Genomic DNA, 19987 nt, shown 5'->3' with positions numbered 1-19987 from the left:
ATTGCATAGTTATAGAGTTTTTTATGGGAATAAAGATGAAATTATGGGAATGAGTTGGGAAACGCTTCAACAGCATAACATTCCAGAATGGTTTAAAGATGTCAAATTTGGAATTTATTGCACATCTTGGTGTGTATTGTGTGCTGGCCTATGATTGTGGATTCTATACGATCAGAAAATAATCATTCTTCAATAGTGGATTTTAAGAGGAAATGGATATTATCTATCGACGCATGATTTATGGAAAGGCTAGAAAAGTATGTGCTGATTATCTTAATTTTAATGATGATGGCACTATTCAACCAGTAATAAGAACAAATGAAGGTATTTCCTTTGAATAAAATTAATATATAATAAAGATGAAACCATTGAAAAACATACTCTTAAAACTTTTAATTGCTTGTCTTTTTATTAGTGGCTGTAATGAAAAGACTAAAACAACAGATGATAAAATAAATGCGATTATTTCTAAAACCGAAAAACAACTGGAATATGGTTTTGAAATGGTTGAATCAAAAAATGATGGAAATTTAATTGTACCAAGATCCATAGAAGGTGATGAACTTCTTATGGTTTCTTCAAGCGATTGGACTAGTGGGTTTTTTCCGGGCGAATTATGGTTAATGTATAAGTTAACAGGTAATTCCTTATGGAAGAAACGTGCTAAAAAGTATACTGAGTTGCTGGAAAAAGAGCAATATAATACAAGAACGCATGATGTGGGTTTCATGATGTATTGTAGTTACGGACATGGTTATCAGTTTGCAAATAATTCTGATTATAAGAATGTTTTAATTCAAACGGCTAAATCCTTATCCAGTAGATATAATGAAAAAGTTCAATGTATTCAATCCTGGGATCATAGTAAAAGTTTATATCATTATCCAGTGATTATTGATAATATGATGAATATGGAATTGTTGCTTTGGGCAAGTGAAGTAACGGGTGATAGTTTATATAAAAATATGGCTATAAACCACGCCAATACCACAATAAAAAATCATTTTAGACCAGATAATAGTTCGTACCATGTGGTGGATTACGCACCCGAAACTGGAGAAGTCATCAAAAAAATAACAAATCAAGGGTTTGCAGACGAGAGTATTTGGGCTCGAGGACAAGCTTGGGGGTTGTACGGTTTTACAGTAATGTATAGATATACTAAAGATATACGTTATTTAGAACAAGCTGAAAAGATAGCTAAGTTGGTAATGTCTTATTCAAATCTTCCAGATGATAAAATACCTTATTGGGATATGGATGCACCAAATATTCCTAATGAACCCAGAGATGCATCGGCTGCGGCTATTACAGCTTCAGCATTATATGAGCTTATGGAGTATTCTCAAAATAAAATGGAATATTTAAAATTTGCTGATACTATTATGAAGTCTCTTTCAAGTGAAGCATATTTAAATAAAACCGGAAGTAACGCTGGATTTTTACTTGACCATTCAACAGGAAATATGCCAAGAAATTCTGAAATTGATGTACCAATAAATTACGCAGATTATTATTTTTTGGAGGCGTTGCTGAGAAAAAAAAATTATAAAAAGTAATCATTTAAGCATTTTTCAGGAAATAGAAAAAATCAAAATGAGTTAAATATGAAAGGTAATATTCAGAAAGAAATAGTAAAAGAAATTAAGTTGATGGTATTTACATTAAGCATGTTGTTTTTTTGTTTGGGAATATATGCTCAGGACAATGGAAACCTTCTAACTGAAAATTGTAGTAGTGAAAAACTATCAAAGAGACTTATAAATACTAATGAATGGGCCTCATTTATAGGAAAAGACATTAAATGGAATAACGTTCCTGAATCGTTTAAAAAAAAGGTTATAACTGAAGCGGAAAGCTATTTAGAAAAACCAATTCCTTTATTGTCAGCGACTTTAACTTTAGAGTATTCAATCAACGGAAATCGCTCCAATTATCAGGCGCTATGGTTCGAAAGGAGAAATAGATTAACCAATGCTGTATTGGCGGAATGTATGGAGCGAAAAGGACGTTTTTTAAATGAGATTATAGATGGTATATGGGCTATTTGTGAAGAAAGCTGGTGGGGTTTTCCTGCACATTATTATCAATATAATCAAGTTGGGTTACCAAATATTGAGGCTGAATATGTAGACCTTTTTGCTGCAGAAACTGGAGTGCTCTTATCTTGGACATATTTTCTACTCAAAAAAGAATTAGACAGTGTGTCTCCCGTGATTAACAAAAGAATTGCTTTAGAAGTAGATAGAAGAATTTTAAAACCAAATCTAGAACATGAAGATTTTCATTGGATGGGTTACAATGGTCAAAATCTCAATAATTGGACACCATGGATTTGTTCCAATTGGCTGACCTGTGTTATGTTTTTAGAAGAAAACCCCGAAAAAAGAACGGCTGCTGTTTATAAAGTCATGACGTTATTAGATAGATTTCTAAAGCCATATCCCATTGATGGTGCATGTGATGAAGGGCCTGCTTATTGGAATAGAGCGGGAGGGTCATTATTTGACTGTTTAGATTTGTTAGAGAAAGCTACAAATGGAGAGGTAGCTATATGGGATAAAACTCTAATTAAGAATATTGGAAAATATATATACAAAGTGCATATCGAAGATGACTACTATGTGAACTTTGCAGATGCCACTGCCAAAGTAAAACCAGATGCAGCTTTAATTTTTGAATATGGAAATAAAATTAAAGACAAAACCATGGTGCAATTCGCATCCTGGTTAGTAAATAAGAATAAAGAAGATAAGTCTGATAATCAAAAACTGGATGGAAATAATCGTGTTCTAAATAGTAATATAGCTCGACAGATAAGAATGATTCAAACACACAAAAAGTTTGAAAATGAAACCGCTAAGAAACCAGTAATTAGTGATTTTTGGTTTCCTAAATCTCAGATAATGATAGTAAGAGAAGATGCTCCAAAAGGAAAAGGGTTTTACGTTGCTGCTAAAGGAGGTCATAATAAAGAGAGTCATAACCACAATGATGTTGGTAACCTTATTGTGTATTACGATGGTAAACCTGTTTTATTAGATTTAGGATTGGAAACCTATACTCAGAAGTCGTTTAGCAACCAACGTTATGAAATTTGGATTACTCAATCTCAATACCATAATTTACCAACTATTAATGGTGAGATGCAAGCTCCAGGTATGAAGTATAAAGCTACCGATGTAAATTACAATTTACCTCAGTCTACATATTCTCTCGATATCTCTTCTGCTTACCCAGAAGCAGCTCATGTAACTAAATGGGATAGGACTATTCATTTAGATAAGAAGTTAAAATCGGTAAATATTACAGATGCTTATGAATTATCTAAACAAATTAAGCCTATTGTATTAAATTTTATGACAGACGTTAAGCCTGAAAAAGTAGCTGGCAGTAAATTGTATCTATTTACTTCTGAAGCGGGGAGAGATCGAAATAAAATTGTAATGTCGTATCCCAAAGGATTTGATGTGTTTATTGAAGAAATACATGTGGAAGATACGCTACTTAAAAATTCTTGGGGAGATTTTGTTTATAGAATTCAATTAACACAAAAGAAAATGAAACGAGCAGGAGCTATCGATTTGTCATTGTCAGCAAAATAGTTGCTTCATTTAGAGTCAAGTCAAGTATTCATTTACAAAGCTTCATCCATTTTGACACTATCCCAAAAACATATCGGCTCGTTTTCAAAAAATAGCTCGCTATGTGCTATTAAAGTCAATTCGATATAACGGAATAGAATGTCAATTTTTAAAATCCATTATTAATGGCATGTTGTTTTAACCCGCTTTATGCATTGGAACTTCGTGATGAAGCTTTCAGATGCAATAAAATATGACATTTTATAAGTTTTAGCATAGTACCACTACGGTAAAACTTAAAAATGTAGCAAAGCGCTATATTTTACAGTAGCTGGGAGCTGTAATAGATTTTCCAATGCACAAAGCGGGTTTAAGATATGAACAATCTATGCACCAAACTGATGGTTTATTATACCTAATCAAGGTCAAGGTTTAGTAGTTTTGATTGAATCAATAGTTGTAGAAATTTTTAAATAATATATTATAAAATAATAGACAAAATGAAAAAAGTAGGTATGACATGGTTTTTAGTTTTGTTTTTTGTTTGTTCATTCGCACAAACAAAAGATAAAACTATTGAAATGAGTTGGGAAACGCTTCAACAGCATAACATCCCAGAATGGTTTAAAGATGCTAAATTTGGTATTTATGCGCACCTTGGCGTGTATTGTGTACCTGCTTTCGAGGGTGAGTGGTATCCGCGCTATATGTATCAAGACAATCATAAGGTACAAAAACATCATATCGAAACTTACGGTTCTTTAGATAAATTTGGTTACCACGATTTTATACCGATGTTTAAATTAAAAAATTGGAACCCAAAAGAGTGGGCTGATTTATATAAGCGTGCAGGTGCTAAATTTGCAGGTCCAGTTGCAGAGCATCACGATGGTTTTTCAATGTGGGGTAGTAAAATTAACCGTTGGAATACAAAGAAAATGGGACCAAAAAGAGATGTTGTTGGCGAATTGGTTCGTGAAATTCGTAAGAATGATATGAAGGTCATCACATCGTTTCACCATGGGTTTAATATTGATGGATATTATGAAACCGTAGAAGGGACTCATACAGCCGACCCTAAATATGCAGATTTGTACGGTAAATTACCTTTAGAACAAAGCTACGAACGTTGGTTTGGAAAGTTAAAAGAAGTTATTGACAATTACCAACCAGATCAAATTTGGTTCGATTGGGGGTTGCGAGCTATTCCGATGGAGTATCGTCAAAAATTTGCTTCCTACTATTATTCAAAAGAGAAAGAATGGGGCAAAGAGGTAATCATTACTCGTAAATTGGATCAATTACCTAAAGGGGTAGGTGTGCATGATTATGAAAGTGGTAGCCCAAGAGATTTATTGCCAGAATTATGGCAAACCGATCAGTCAACAGGTGGACATTATTGGAGTTATCGAAAAGGATTAAAAACCAAATCTTCACGATGGTTGCTACATGAATTAATTAGAGTTGTTAGTAAAAATGGTGTTATGTTGTTAAATGTTTGTCCTGCTGCAGATGGTACAATTCCGGGAGGTCAAAAAGAAATGTTATATGAAGTTGGTGACTGGTTAAAAATTAATGGTGAAGCTATTTACGGAACCCGTCCTTGGCGTGTGGCTGGAGAAGGACCAAATATGTATGGTAAAAACGGGTATTACATGGAATATTGCTCTGCTCCACAAAGTAATACCATGAATGTGCATTATACTCAAAAAGATGGCAATTTATATGCTATTTGTCTGGATTGGCCTGGTGAAGGTTTTACATTTGATAAAATTCAGGTTAAAGGAAAATCTAATAAAGCCAAAATTACTTTATTAGGCAGTGGTGAAGTTGATTATTCTATAGCCGATGAAAAACTCACTATTAAAAAGCTTGGAATAAAAGCAGGAGATCTTTCCTTTAAACATGCTTATGTTTTCAAAATTGAAGGTTTTGATTTGAAAGCAGATCCGTTTTCAAAATTAGAGGTTTTAAACTTAAATGGTAATAATGCAACTACTACGGGGCATATTCAAAAACGTATAGTGAATCCCGTAGATGGTAAAATTCAGAAAAATGGCCTTCAAAATTGGCATAATGCGTGGGATAAGGCATATTGGTTGGTGAATGTTAAAGTTCCTGGTAAATATATAGTAAGAGGGGAGCTTGCAACGCGTTTTAGAGCTGCAAGAATGGTTTTATCGAATGGAGAAGATGCATTGAAATTTGAAACGGAACCACGTACCAAGTATGGCGAAAGCGTTATAAAGGATTACGGTGTGATAACCTTTAAAAAATCTGGTCTATATCAAATAGAATTAAAAGCTCAAGATTTTGATAATTTCCCTGGAATTCAACGTTTCTGGCAAATTGAACTGGCCCCTTTGGATTAGGTGTTTGATATTTAATCGTTTATATGTTTAAAATCAAGCATATAAAACAACAAAAGATTTGGTCAATAGGATGTTTTTTTTGTGAAAATACATGCTGTTTTCTTTCAGAGTGTTACAAATAATTTTAGTAAATTGAAGCACCATATGTTTATCCAGAATATTGAAGTACTATAGGTTTTTGAACGATAAAGGTGGACGATATAATGCTGAAATTGTAAATAAAAGGTAATTACCTAGTTATTTCAGTCACTGAATATTTAATAAAGAATAAAATTACAATTTAAATATTAAAAAATGAAAAAAATATTATTATGCATATGTTGCTTGATCATTGCTGTTCACACAACCGCACAAGATAAAAATGAAATTTGGACATTTAAAAGTAATGAATTGTCTAATCAAGATGCTCCTAAGGTATGGGAAAGTGAAGCTCCGGAGTCATCTCCATTCAAAACTTCCGCCTCGATTAAAGGAATTTTGTTTACAGGACGTTTTGCCAACTATACCAAAGCCGATACATGGTACCCTACTTGGGCCTCCGATGGAAACCTTTATTCCCCTTGGACAGATGGTACTATTGGAACCGATATGAAGTATGTTTGGTCTGGTGCGGGGGAAAACTCCAAAAGGGGACATGCTAAAATTGTAGGTGACGACCCTATGGATCTGCATATCGAAAACTATGGAATTCATGCTTCTTCTGCCCTGCCTTATAAAGGAAGGTATCCCTGTGGAAGTCTTTTTTATAATGGAGTTTGGTACTATGGTTCCTATTCAATTGACTGTCCTAACCAGGTTATAAATAAAGATTTCGGTTGGTATATCCAAGGGCCTTTGGTCGGGTTCCGTTATTCATCGGACTATGGAAAAACATGGACAGAACCGCCGCACACACCAGCGGATCCCTTGTTTCCAGAACCTTCCCGAGATCAGCTGGACCTGGACGAGGGAAAACAAGGCCCCTTTATAAAAATGGGAGCCCCCCATTTTGTTGATTTTGGAAAGAATATGGAACATTCTCCAGATGGAAAGGCCTACTTGGTCGGTCATGGTTCGATCAGTCCTGATGTAGCACCACGAATCAGCAACAATTCATGGAATAGTGCGGACGCAGTTTTTATGGCGCGGGTAACCCCTTCGGTTGAAAACATCAATGATGCCTCAAAATATGAATATTTCTGTGGCTATAATAAAAAAGGGGAAGCCAAATGGTCTAAAAAGTTCTCTAAAATAAAACCTGTATTTGAATGGAACAACAATAGTGGCATTGTAACGATTACCTATAATGCACCACTTAAAAAATACTTTATGTGCGTTACCGATGGACATAGAGAAATAACAAGCCGTAAAGAGTACGATACCTACATACTTGAATCCGATAATGTTACCGGACCATGGAATATGGTTACATACATGAAGGATTTTGGCCCACAGGCCTATTTTGTGAATATTCCGACTAAATTCATCAGTGATGATGGCAAAACGATGTGGCTGTGTTATTCTGCAAACTATATGTATAGTAAGGACGGAAGTGATGCTGAATTTGTCAAAAAAATTAAGCCTAAAGGAAGTGCCTATTCCTTGAGTCTACATGAGATAAAGTTAGATATGGAATAAGATATTAATTTACCCTCCAAAAATGAAAAGGCTTCAAAAAAATGATTACATAATTGGGTCTGATAATGTTACAGGTTCTTGGAATATGATTACATACATGAAGGATTTTGGTCCATAAGCTTATTTTGTGAATATTCCGACTAAATTCATTAGTGATGAAGGCAAACAATGTGGTTGTATTATTCTGCAAATTATATGTATAACAAGGATAGGAATAACCCTGATTTTGTCAAAAAAAAAATCAAACCTAGGGGAAGTGCATATTCCTTGGGTTTACATGAGATAAAATTATAATTTAAATATTAAAAAATGAAAATCAATAATATTACAAGTTTACCCAAATATATATATCTTACTATTATATCTATAGTTTTTTTGATTGCGTGTCAATCAAAAGAAGAAAATATAGATAAAGTAGCAACTAAAGAGCGAGTCAAAAGTCTTGCCGAACTTCAGCATGAATTTGTTAACACCCGTTATCAGGCCTATTTCCACTATAATATGTGTACTTTCAAAAATGCTACTTCTAAAGAACATCATGGGCGTTCTTCAGGTGAGGAACCTGCATCTATGTTTGCCCCATCGGGATTAAAGATAGAAGAATGGGTGAAAGCTGTAAAAGTGGCACGTATGGAAGGTGGTTGGTTGACCACGAAACATCATGGTGGGTTTTGTTTATGGGACAGTGAATTTACTGATTATGATGTGGCGTCTTCAAAAGATACCACAGACATTGTAAAAGTGTTTACGGACGCGTTTCGTAAAGAAGGTCTAAAAATAGGACTCTATTATTCAATTTTAGATTATCACCATACGATTAATAATGGAATCACTTCTGGGAATGATGTACAATTTATTAAAAATCAAATAACTGAATTATTAACCAATTACGGTAAAATAGATTATATAAATTTTGATGGTTGGAGCACATGGCCAACAACGCCAAGTTTTGATGATATCAATTATGGAGAAATCTTAACCTTAGTCAAAAAATTACAGCCAGAATGTTTAATTGTTTCACATACTTATGAATCCAATTTAGCACATGCAGAAGTACCTTTTGCAGATGCTGCTGGGAGAGACTATCCGTATCATCCAGATTATTTAAGACCAACAGCAGCTTCCGATTTTTTGCAAATCGATTGGTGGTGGGACGACAATAACGACATGGGGGTCCATAAAAGTGTAGATTATATTTTAGGAAAATTGGATAGTTATAATTCGCACAATTCGGTTTACATTCTGAATATTTCTCCCAACATTGATGGAGGTATCGATGATGATGTTTTTGTTCGTTTAAAAGAAGTTGCTGATGTTTGGGAGAAGCCAGTAGATTTAGAAATGGGATCTAATTGGGGTTATCAATATAACGTAGAGGAAAATTTGGCTTTCATGAAACCTTGTGTGCAATCAAGTACTCATGAGTTTGTACGAGATAAACGAGCTTATCCACGTGCTGAAATTGCCGTAGATGGGGTCACCGAAGGAAACACTATGATGGAACAAACGTCATGGACTTTAGAAGAAGAAAAACCTTGGTGGCGTGTAGATTTAGGTGATACACATAGCATTAATGAAATTACCATTTTTAATCGTACAGACGACGCTATGAATTCATTAAAAGATTATACGGTTTCTATAATTGATGCTGCCGGAAATACGGTTTGGAAATCCATTCAAAAAGAATTTCCTAATCCTTCAAAGACATTAACCGTTCCTCATGTTAAAGGCCGTTTTGTTAAAATTCAATTGAATGGTACTGGGAATTTAACACTTGCTGAAGTTATTGTTAAAGAATGATACAGCAGCTTCTGTTCTATCTTAACTATATCATTACACTTATTTACAAGCACTTCTCGTAACTATATAGTTGAGATAGAAAATATGGCTCCTACTTTATTAAAATATACGTGAATCTCGGATAAGAAAATTTATTTGCCTGTCTGACAGCTACGGTGTACCCACATCTTTTAAAAAAGATTTATATGTTATTATTTACTTTTCTTTGCGCGTCCAAAGAAAAGTAGCAAAAGAAAAGACGCCCCTTCGATAGGAATTTCTTCTCTTGCTTATGCTCGAGAAGAACCAAGCACAAAACTTCGACGTCGCGCCAATGCACCATCCAATGCTATGCTCCTGGGTTTCGAAGCTTTTGTGCTTTATTCTTACGAAGGGTCAAGGCTTGCCTGATGGTTATTTCTTAAACGAGCACCTTAAACCCTTTTTTAAATCTTATAATCATCTATTTAGGAAGGAACGACCTGTTCAAAATGGGTTTCTAAGTGCCACTCCTCTGCAGGATTTAGGGTTTCTGCCTGGTAAATACTATTAACATATCATTACGATGCAGCTTTTTTTTAATATCATAATAATATTAAATTCTTCCAGAATTTCTCGAAAGTGACATCTTGAACTCTTAAACAAGATTCACCTTTAGTTTAGCCTAAGATAAATAAGATGTAGGTTTTAATGTCATTAAAAATGCTCTAATCCTGTAATTAATTCAAAATGAACAGTATGTAATACCATTTAGAACACTTTTAATGACATGGGTAAACAGTAAATTTTTGAAATTACAATTCGAAATTAAGAGTGTATAAAACACATTTTTATAGTTAGAATTTTAATCCATAAAATAAACAGAAATTATGAAAAAAAATTTACTTAAATTAACTTTAGTTGCCACAAGCTTATTAGTGGCTCAAATGTCTTTTGGGCAATTGGTAGAAGTGCCTTTGTCAAATGCAACTGGTGGAGCACCAAATAACCCTGCGTGAAACGTGATAATCCTAATTATATTTTGAATGATGGATTGCTTATGATCCACAAGTACACTTCCTGATTGTAATGTTAGCAACACTATAAATCATTTTCTCACAAAACCTGATAGAGATGAAAATTGGATGCAATGTGAGATGGCTATTCCTACAGGAAAATCCTTAAAATATCTTGATTACTACGCTAGAGATGGTGTTGTGTCGAATGTTAGATTTGGGGATATAACAATTACGTTATCGGATGGTGTTAATTAAGAAGCTGTTAATTGGGCCTCGGTTACGAATTTGGAGTCAAATAATGGTACAGATCCAAATTATGAGCGCATGGATTTTGCCCTTGAAGGTTTCTCCTTAGTTATGTTGACGAATAATTCAACCAGTAATGAGAACGAATGAAGGAATCTCTTTTGATTAAAACGGATATAAAATCAAAGACTAAACCATTGAAGTATATACTTCTAAGTTTTGCCTCTATTTCTGTTGAAAATGTCATACCTATGAAATCGCAAATTTCAAGAATAAAAATATCATAGATTAGTTATTTTTTAAATGAACAAATTATGTCCTAATTATGACTATTTCATTACTATTCATGGGGAACTGAACAAAAAATAGAGTAAAAAGGAATATTTGTACACGCTGTAAAAAGCAATTAAATGCAATATTTGACCTAGAATACTTGAATCTGATGTATTTATATTGCAAAATGACCAATCGAAAATTGTAATAACAAATGTAGTAAAACAATTATAGCTTAGTGTTAAAAATATATTAATTGAGCGTTAATGTAATTGTAAAAAGACTTAAGGATTGTACAAACTAAAATAATTTAAACTATATAAACTAAACCAAATAATTATGAAATACATAGGAAATCTTTTTCTATTAAGTATGTTATCATTGTTTTTTTTCATGACTTCTTGTGAGAGTGATGATGATAAAAATGTTGCTTTTCCGACCATTGAAATTTCTATACAAACACCAACAGACGGGGTTGAAGGTATAGGATTTAATCCAACGTTTACTTGGGGTGCTTCAGGAACAAATCCAGAGAATTTAAAATACGACTTTTATATTGGTACAGATAAAACCAAATTAGGATTAAGAGCAGCAAACTTAAAAACCCTTGAGTATAGAATTACTAATAATACAGTAATAAAGGGAGATGTAACTTATTATTGGAAGGTAGTCGCTAAAGATGGGATATACGAAAATGAGAGTGAAATTTGGAGTTTTACAACAGCTTCTACCATTTCTTCTCCTTTATTATTAAATCCAGGAGTCTTTGCTAGAGATGCTATTAATTTTGAATGGGAAACCTCACCGTCAGCTGTAGGTGAAACTTTAAAATATAATATATACTTGGGTAAAGATAATCCTCCTACAGAGATAATTGGAAACGTAGAAAACACGGGCTCTTTTAATTATGATGCATCACAGTTAGACCACCTTGATACATACTATTGGAAAGTAGAAGTAGCCGATTCACTAACTACAGCATCTAGTGAAGTTGGAACATTTTTAAAATTATTGGAAGGATACCCTGATTTGCCTTCAAGTGTTTCTCCTTTAAATGAAGCATTAATTTTTGCGGTTAATGGAGATGTTATACTAGATTGGACAGACTCAATAGATCCTGAAGGCGAAACTGTAATATATGATGTATATCTTGATACAGCGAACCCTCCTGTTAATAAAATAACTAGTTTCTCAGGTGATTCCGAATACAACCCAACGGCATCATTAGTGCCAAATACAAGATACTTTTGGAATATTGAGGCTAAAGATGGGTCTGGGAATTCCTATAGTACAGAAACTTTAAGTTTTGACTATTTAGGGGCAACAGGTCCAGCAACACCTATACTAAATGAAGAGGTAATAGATGGGACTTTGTCGTTAGATGAATCCTTGGTTTGGGGCAGTGTATTAGGAGCAGCTTCTGTTGATATTTATATAGACACCGTAAATCCTCCAGTTATTAAGGTTGCTAGTGATGTCACTGGAATCCAATATGTAGTTAAAAATAGTGATATCCCTAGTGATATAAACGACGTAAAAACATATTACGCACGCGTTGTTGCTAAAAATGCAGATGGTGAAGCAGAATCTCAAGTCATCTCTTTTACGCCTCAAATGACGGGTACTTTTACCGATATAAGAGGGACCGAGTCTATAGAGTATCCATGGGTTCGAATAGGAACACAAGTTTGGATGTCTCTAAACTTACGAACCAAAAAATTAACCAATGGAGATGATCTGGCATTAGCTCCTGCATCGCTTAGTGCGGCTACCGAAGGGTTGTATTATGATGAACACGATAATGACTATTCTGGTGTAACTGATTGGCAAACTAGTCATGGACGTGTATATAGTCAACCTACCGTTATTCATCCTTTCATGGCTCCTAATGGTTGGCATATTATGAGTAAGGCAGATGTTGATATAATAAGGGACTATATATCACCATCTAATGGAACAGCATTATTGGGGTCGTATTATGCAGCTGGTACTGATGTTTACGGATTGAATCTTGTTACTGCTGGTAGACGTTATGCTAATGGTTGGAGTGATGGATTAGATAAAGGTAGGACTGAACATTGGTTGAAAGTTAATAGCCTTACTGATGATAATAACTCTCTTCAGGTAATTGACGATGGCACATTTAGGTTTTATAAGCAAGGAAATTCTTCATTCAGTAGAATGTGGGGAATACGTTTAGTTAAAGATTAAGTTAAAGAAAAATTTTAAAACAATATATTATGAAATACATAAATAAGATTCTTTTGTTAATTGTGGTCATGGTATTTATACCTTTAATATCATGTGAAGATGACGACGTGTTTGTTGAAAAGAAACCAAGTATTACGTTACTATCTCCTACAGATAAAACAGATGGTGTCGATATTGCCCCATCGTTTGAGTGGCAAGCCTCCGATCCAGATGGAAGACCATTAAAATATGATTTTTATTTAGGACTAGATAGTACAAAACTGTTTGTACAAGCTGAAAATCTAAAAGAAACAAGTTATAATTTAATTGATTATAAACTTCGTAAAGATGTCGTGTATTATTGGAAGGTTGTTGTGAAAAATGGCCTTCATGAACAGGAAAGCGAGTTTTGGAGATTTATGTCCATTCCAGCTCCAGATACTCCAATATTGGCGAGTCCGCAAGCAGATGTTTTTATTCGTGATGTTTTAACTTTTGAGTGGGAACCAATCTCTGCAGGCGAAGGAGAAACAATTAGCTATAATGTGTTTTTAGGAAAGACAAACCCTCCTACAGAAATTGTAGGAACTGTTGATGATGGTAGTACATCATTTACTGTCGATGCATCAACACTAGAGATTGGAGAGGTGTATTATTGGAAAGTAGATGCCACAGATTTAATTAATAGCTCATCTAGTGATATCCGTTCTTTTAAAAAGTTAAGCCCAGGCGCTCCAGATGAACCTATAATAGTATCTCCTGTGAATAAATCAGGCGTGGCACCAGGAGCCATACTCGATTGGAGTGATGTAACCGATCCGGAAGGCGATGCTGTAAGTTATGATGTGTATATAGACAAGCAAAATACACCTACTACATTAGTAGCAACTGTTACTACAAGTGAGTATACCCCATCAACGTTAGATATAAACTCGGCGTATTACTGGTATGTCGTAGCTAAAGATGCTGCAGGAAACTCAACACCGTCTAGAATTTCTGGTTTTACTGCTATTAGTAATAGCCCTGGATTCCCTGGTATTCACGAATTTGCAGTTCAAGATGTGTTATCGTTAGATGAATTATTAGTTTGGGATGCGGCAACTGGAGCAACATCGTATGATGTTTATATCGATACGGTAAACCCTCCGGTTAACAAAGTAGCAAGTGATATTACTGAAACAGAATATTTAGTTAAAAACAGCGAAATACCTAGTGATATTACCGATGTAAAAACGTATTACGCGCTTGTGGTAGCGAAAGATGGTAGTGGCGGAGAATCAAATTCTTTCCCAGTAGCGTTTACACCGCAAATGACAGGTACTATAACAGATACTAGAGCCCAAGAAGTAAACAATTATAATTGGGTACGAATTGGAACTCAAATTTGGTTATCTCAAAATTTAAGAACTAAAAAGCTTACAAATGGTGATGATCTAACGTTATTAACAATTGATAATCCAGGACTTCCAACAGATAAATATTACGATGAACATGCTGAAAATTTAGATGGATTTACGCCTAATTGGTTAGAAGTTCATGGTAGAGTGTATTGCCGTGCCCTTGTTAGCAATCCTCTAATTGCTCCAGCAGGTTGGCATGTTATGAATGTTACAGATATTAATACTTTAAAGAATTACAAAGATACTACGCCAGGAGATTTAATGGGTAAATGGCATGCAGAAGGTTTAGACACTTATGGTCTAGATTTAATTACTGCTGGTTTTCGTTATCCAAGTACTTCAGATTACGAGAATGGGTTTAGAACTGGACTTGAGAAAGGTAGGGTTACTTTGATGGTTGATGATGGAAAAGAAGGTTGTTGGGAGCTTAATAATACCTATAATAAAACATTTAGATATTTTAATTACACCACTAAAATGTCGTTCGGAATACGTTTAGTCAAAAATGAGTAGAGTAATAAAATTTATTTAAAAACCAATAACTAAATATAACATATGAAATATAGATTAACATTTTTCCTAAGTTGTTGCTTCATTTTTCTGGGGCAAGCCATAGGGGCACAAAATATTAAGGTCTCTGGAAAAATAACCGATGAAAATGGGGAACCATTAACTGGAGTAAACATTATTAGCTCAAACACAGGTAGTGGTATAAATGGAGCCGTTACAGATTTTGATGGCGGCTATACCATAACCGTTGATGCTAAAAACAAACTAACCTACACATACATAGGCTACATAACTCAAGAGATAGCTGTTAATGGTAAAAGTGAAATTAATGTGTCAATGGTTCCGGATTTAGAAGCTTTGGATGAGGTAGTGATTTTAGGATACACCAGAACCAAAAAGAAAAATATTATTGGAGCCGTATCAACAGTTTCGGGAGAGGATTTGTTGAATACTGGAGTTACCAATATGTCACAGGCCATTCAAGATAGATTGCCTGGTGTATATACAGAAATACCCTCAGGACAACCAGGAGCAGATGATGCAAAAATTACTATTCGTGGTGTTTCCAGTTTTAATGGCGATAATTCACCTTTAATACTTATAGATGGTGTGGAAGCAACGGGTGGTTTTTCACAGTTAGATCCAAGTGAAATCGCTTCAATATCTATATTAAAGGATGCTTCTTCTACAGCTGTTTATGGAGCTCGTGGTGCAGATGGAGTAATTATTATTACTACGAATAGAGGACAAGAAGGTCCTGCAAGAATAAGTGCAGGGGGAGGTGTTACTGCTAAGGTGATGTCCGATATTCCAAAGAAGTTATCATCGTATGAAGTTTTAACTTTAGGGCAAGAGGCGATAAAAAATTCTGGGCAGTATAGTGGACTAAGACCGCAAAGTTATATTGATGCTTTTTTAGACCCTGATAGAGACCAAATATTATACCCGGATGTAGATTGGTATGATGTTTTAATACGGGATATTGGTTGGGAATCGAATGCTAGAGTCAATGTGTCTGGAGGTACTGAATTTGTAAAGTATTTTAGTTCCCTAAGTGTAAACCATGTAGGAGATATTTTAAAGACTGAAGATTTTGGTAATGGATATTATAGTCCAGAATTCACCTATGACAAAATTAATTTTAGAACGAATTTAGATTTTAATATCACGCAATCAACAAAATTATCGGTTGATATTTCTGGACGTTCTGAAACTCGAAAAACCCCTAATACAGATTTAGGAAAAAACGATTTTGGTAATCTTTTTAAGTTTATTGATGAGGCAACATCTTATTTTTTTCCTGTATATTATCCCGAAGAATTCATATCAGCGCATCCAGATCCTCTATCTCTATATCCAGGGGGCATTCGTTTATCTGGTGCAAATAAAGAGAACCCTTATCAATCAAATCCCTATTCAGCTATTAATTATGGCGGCATGCGGAAGTTTAAAAAAGATGTTGTTGATATTCAAATAAATTTAAATCAAAATTTAGATGGTATTACAAAAGGTTTAAGTGTATCTGGTAAGTTTAATTACAGCACGTCTTTTCAGTATCAGAAGCGAGAAGGGCTCAATTCTCATTTATGGTTATATGATGTGCTCCTAAAAGAATGGAGACCACAGTCAGATCAAAATTATAATGATTCAAATCCACAATTTCACACATCTGGAGGAGAAAACTTTGATTCTACTTTAAGAAATTTATATTATGAATTTAAGCTAAATTATAAACGTAAATTTGGTTCTCATAATATAGCAGCCACAGGTGTATTTAACCGAACACAGCGTGATAAAAAAATTAAGGAGCTTCCTAATTATAGCGAAGATTGGGTTGGTGTTTTAGATTATGATTTTAAAGAAAAGTATTTACTTAAATTATCAGGAGCTTATAATGGGTCTGAGAGGTTTGCTCCGGGTAAGCGTTTTGGTTTTTTTCCTGGATTTGCTGTAGGTTGGAATATAGCCAAAGAAAAAATAGTACAGGATAATGTGCCTTGGTTAAACAGTTTTAAGGTAAGATATAATTATGGTGTAACTGGTAGTGAAAAAAATATACCTCGGTTTTTGTTTTTAGGAGGATATGAGGCCTTGCCTCTTAAATTTGGGTATGCTCAATTTGGATTACCAATAAACAATGAAATAGCAAGGTGGGCAGAAACTAAGATTGCTAGTCCTACTGCTACATGGGAATCGTCTTACAAACATAATTTAGGTTTTGATGTAGATTTGTTAGATTACGATCTTTCGCTCGGACTTAATTTTTATAAAGAACGACGAGAAGGGATTCTTATAAATCTCCCAGTGCCTTCATATTATCAAGCTAGTCTTGGAACTAAAAATAATGAAGGTAGAATTACATTACCAAGGGTAAATTTAGGAGAAGCTAAAAACCATGGAGTAGAGTTTGAGGCCAATTATAGCCATCTTACCGCTAGTGGGTTGAAATATTCATTTGGAGGACACTTTACTTTGGCTGATAGCCGAATTGTATACAGAGGAGATAGGGTAGGAACACCATATTATCAGAAAAATGAAGGAAAACCTATAGGTTGGCTACAAGGGTATTATAGTAATGGATTTATAAATAATTTTGAAGAGGCTATTAATGCTCCAGCAGTTAGCGGAGGAAACATTCCTGGATATTATTCGTATGCAGATTTTAATGGAAATGGGGAAATAGAGGTTAATGATAAAATACCTCTTGAAGGAACAAGCCAACCAGAGATTGTGTACGCTTTTAATGGAAGTTTAAGTTATAAGGGATTTGACTTAAGTGTCCGATTTTTTGGTAAGGATGGTATTACCTACCAATCCAGCAATTTGTTCCCTAATTTTAATACAACCTTATTAGAAGCAAAAACCGTTCATTTGGATCGGTGGAGTCCCGAAAATCAAAATGCAGCATTTCCTGCTTTCGGACACACGGCAAGCTCACAAAGATATGAGCAACGAAGTAATAAAACAACCGTTAACTCGGCGTATTTAAAATTACAAAATGTAAGATTAGGATATAATATCCAGTCAGATTATTTAAAAAAGCTTTTAAGTATTCATGCCTTAAAATTAAGCTTGACAGGGCAAAATTTATATACTTGGTCTAAAGTACCTTTTGGAGACCCAGAAGGAGGTAATGGTGTGTCAGGAGGGTATGGACAGTACCCTTTAGTAAAACGATTTATTTTTGGTGTAAACATTGATTTTTAAAATATATGAATATGATGAATTGTAAATATATACTAGTTATTATATCTGTCTTTTTATTGACAGGTTGTGAAGATTACTTGGATAGAATAGATGAAGGAGTCGAACTTGTATCAGAAGATGAGGTTTGGAAAGACAAAAACAAAATTAACAGTTTTGCTTTTAGGTTGTATGACACCCAAGAGTGGATGTTTGAGACACGTTACGATTTTAATGCCAGACAGAATGCAAATCTAGGAAAGAACTATGGTAGTGTTATGACGTTCTCTGGTGAGATGCATAATAACAGGCCTCTTGCTGTTGTCGATGCAGTAACTTCTGGAGATTATATAAGTGCATTAAATAATAGTTTTGCAAATCCAGATTTTTGGGATTGCTGGTATGACATGTGGGAAGCCATTTATGTGTCTAATAGTATCCTGGATAGAATAGACGATGTTACAGAAGATATTATGTCTACCGATGAAAAAAATCAAATAAAAGGAGAAGCCTATTTGTTTAGAGCATTTGCTTATCATGAATTGTCTAAACGTTGGGGACCATTACCTTACATTAAAACTAAAATTTTTCCGGATTCAGATTTAAACCTTCCTAGACCAACATATCGTGAACAAATTACAGATATTGTTACAGATATTGATATAGCGATAGGGCTTTTACCTGAGGTTAGTTATTTAAACCACCCAAACAATATGGGACGTATGGGTAAAGTAGCCGCGATGGCTTTAAAGTCCAGAGCACTAACTACTGCTGCGAGCCCTAATTATACGGCAAATAATCAAAAAGATACAGAATTATGGGAGATGGCCGCCACCGCTGCATGGGATATTATTCAATTGTCTCAAACGTCCGATAAAGTAGGCTTATATCAAGGAGACTACAATCATATTTTTCATACAGAACCAGGTACTATTGAGGGACTTTGGCCTAGGTTTAATCCACAAATAAATGCTTATAGTGGTATATATACTCACGCTTGGGCTTGGAGAAATATTGGAGGTGATGCTGGCTATGGACCCCCGCAAGAATTAGTGGATAGCTTTGAAACTGCTGATGGTTGGCCAATAACACATACTAGTTCTAATTATAATGAGCAGGATCCTTATACTAATAGAGACCCTCGTTTTTATAAAGATATCTTGTATCATGACGCTCCATGGCCAAAAAATGCTGAGACAGACAGGATGGATTTAAGAACCACACCTTTAGGGAAAGATCGTACAGACCCAAATAGTTCTGGTTATGGAAACTCGATAACGGGTTATTTTGCGAAAAAATGTCTGCCGGAAAAGTATAATAGAACGGCTTATAGAACCACTAAATACATTAATGCGCCATATATAAGAATGGCAGAGATCTATTTAAATTATGCGGAGGCTGTAAATGAAGCTTATAATAATCCAAACGCTACAGCTCCTGGTGCGAGTCTTACGGCTGTTGAAGCATTAAATATTATTCGTAACCGTGTAGGACATGTTGATGTGCGACCGGAATTTACTTCAGATTACTTAACCTTTCAGAAAGTGGTGAGAAATGAATTTAAAATTGAGCTGTGTTTTGAATACCATTCTTGGTTTGATTTATTACGTTGGAGAACCGCTAAAGAAGAGTTAGATGGAAGAGTTTTTCATGGTGTACTTATTATAGATGATGCCTCACAACCAACTGGGGTTCGATTTGAAAAGTTTCCTATTCAGAGGAATAGAGTTTTTCAGGATAGAAATTATAGATACCCTTTAAAAGAAGCTGATTTACAAGTTTATGAGATTCCTAACTTAACTCAAAACCCAGGTTGGTAATATATGTTAACAATT

Annotated in this window: 11 protein-coding genes; all 11 read left to right on the top strand. The window is 34.6% G+C overall.

From position 1 onward, the window contains the following. Positions 1–43 precede the first annotated feature (43 nt). Positions 44–154: an alpha-L-fucosidase gene (locus tag EM932_RS21395; protein WP_369074041.1), complete on the top strand. Its 111-nt coding sequence runs from the start codon at positions 44–46 to the stop codon at positions 152–154. 205 nt (positions 155–359) lie between these two features. Beyond that, the gene (locus EM932_RS03425; RefSeq protein ID WP_135875509.1) at positions 360–1559 is read left to right on the top strand and encodes a glycoside hydrolase family 88 protein; all 1200 of its coding nucleotides are present in this window, start codon (positions 360–362) and stop codon (positions 1557–1559) included. A 48-nt stretch (positions 1560–1607) separates the two neighbouring features. Then, a complete protein-coding gene (locus EM932_RS03420; protein ID WP_135875508.1) occupies positions 1608–3605 on the top strand; it encodes a heparinase II/III domain-containing protein in 1998 nt (665 codons plus the stop codon). A gap of 479 nt (positions 3606–4084) precedes the next feature. Then, on the top strand, positions 4085–5956 hold the full coding sequence (locus EM932_RS03415; protein ID WP_135875505.1) for an alpha-L-fucosidase: 1872 nt from the start codon (positions 4085–4087) through the stop codon (positions 5954–5956). A 294-nt stretch (positions 5957–6250) separates the two neighbouring features. Beyond that, the gene (locus tag EM932_RS03410) at positions 6251–7573 is read left to right on the top strand and encodes a DUF4185 domain-containing protein (protein ID WP_135875503.1); all 1323 of its coding nucleotides are present in this window, start codon (positions 6251–6253) and stop codon (positions 7571–7573) included. Between the two features lie 309 nt (positions 7574–7882). Further along, the gene (locus EM932_RS03405; protein WP_135875501.1) at positions 7883–9373 is read left to right on the top strand and encodes an alpha-L-fucosidase; all 1491 of its coding nucleotides are present in this window, start codon (positions 7883–7885) and stop codon (positions 9371–9373) included. Positions 9374–10221: 848 nt separating this feature from the next. Further along, positions 10222–10350: a hypothetical protein gene (locus EM932_RS21295; protein WP_262709937.1), complete on the top strand. Its 129-nt coding sequence runs from the start codon at positions 10222–10224 to the stop codon at positions 10348–10350. Between the two features lie 858 nt (positions 10351–11208). After that, entirely contained in the window at positions 11209–13080 is a 1872-nt protein-coding gene (locus tag EM932_RS03400; protein ID WP_135875499.1) for an FISUMP domain-containing protein, read from the top strand. A 29-nt stretch (positions 13081–13109) separates the two neighbouring features. Next, entirely contained in the window at positions 13110–14972 is a 1863-nt protein-coding gene (locus tag EM932_RS03395; RefSeq protein ID WP_135875497.1) for an FISUMP domain-containing protein, read from the top strand. A gap of 42 nt (positions 14973–15014) precedes the next feature. Continuing rightward, a complete protein-coding gene (locus EM932_RS03390) occupies positions 15015–18176 on the top strand; it encodes a SusC/RagA family TonB-linked outer membrane protein (RefSeq protein WP_135875495.1) in 3162 nt (1053 codons plus the stop codon). Between the two features lie 11 nt (positions 18177–18187). Beyond that, a complete protein-coding gene (locus tag EM932_RS03385) occupies positions 18188–19972 on the top strand; it encodes a RagB/SusD family nutrient uptake outer membrane protein (protein WP_170179708.1) in 1785 nt (594 codons plus the stop codon). The last annotated feature ends 15 nt before the right edge of the window (positions 19973–19987 follow it).

The sequence above is a fragment of the Flavivirga rizhaonensis genome (assembly GCF_004791695.1).
GTDB classification, from domain to species: Bacteria; Bacteroidota; Bacteroidia; order Flavobacteriales; family Flavobacteriaceae; genus Flavivirga; species Flavivirga rizhaonensis.
This window is presented reverse-complemented; position numbering and strand designations above follow the sequence as displayed.

Coding starts and splice junctions, on each gene's coding strand:
- EM932_RS21395 (WP_369074041.1), top strand. CDS start 44: ATGGGAATGAGTTGGGAAACGCTTCAACAGCATAACATTCCAGAATGG.
- EM932_RS03425 (WP_135875509.1), top strand. CDS start 360: ATGAAACCATTGAAAAACATACTCTTAAAACTTTTAATTGCTTGTCTT.
- EM932_RS03420 (WP_135875508.1), top strand. CDS start 1,608: ATGAAAGGTAATATTCAGAAAGAAATAGTAAAAGAAATTAAGTTGATG.
- EM932_RS03415 (WP_135875505.1), top strand. CDS start 4,085: ATGAAAAAAGTAGGTATGACATGGTTTTTAGTTTTGTTTTTTGTTTGT.
- EM932_RS03410 (WP_135875503.1), top strand. CDS start 6,251: ATGAAAAAAATATTATTATGCATATGTTGCTTGATCATTGCTGTTCAC.
- EM932_RS03405 (WP_135875501.1), top strand. CDS start 7,883: ATGAAAATCAATAATATTACAAGTTTACCCAAATATATATATCTTACT.
- EM932_RS21295 (WP_262709937.1), top strand. CDS start 10,222: ATGAAAAAAAATTTACTTAAATTAACTTTAGTTGCCACAAGCTTATTA.
- EM932_RS03400 (WP_135875499.1), top strand. CDS start 11,209: ATGAAATACATAGGAAATCTTTTTCTATTAAGTATGTTATCATTGTTT.
- EM932_RS03395 (WP_135875497.1), top strand. CDS start 13,110: ATGAAATACATAAATAAGATTCTTTTGTTAATTGTGGTCATGGTATTT.
- EM932_RS03390 (WP_135875495.1), top strand. CDS start 15,015: ATGAAATATAGATTAACATTTTTCCTAAGTTGTTGCTTCATTTTTCTG.
- EM932_RS03385 (WP_170179708.1), top strand. CDS start 18,188: ATGATGAATTGTAAATATATACTAGTTATTATATCTGTCTTTTTATTG.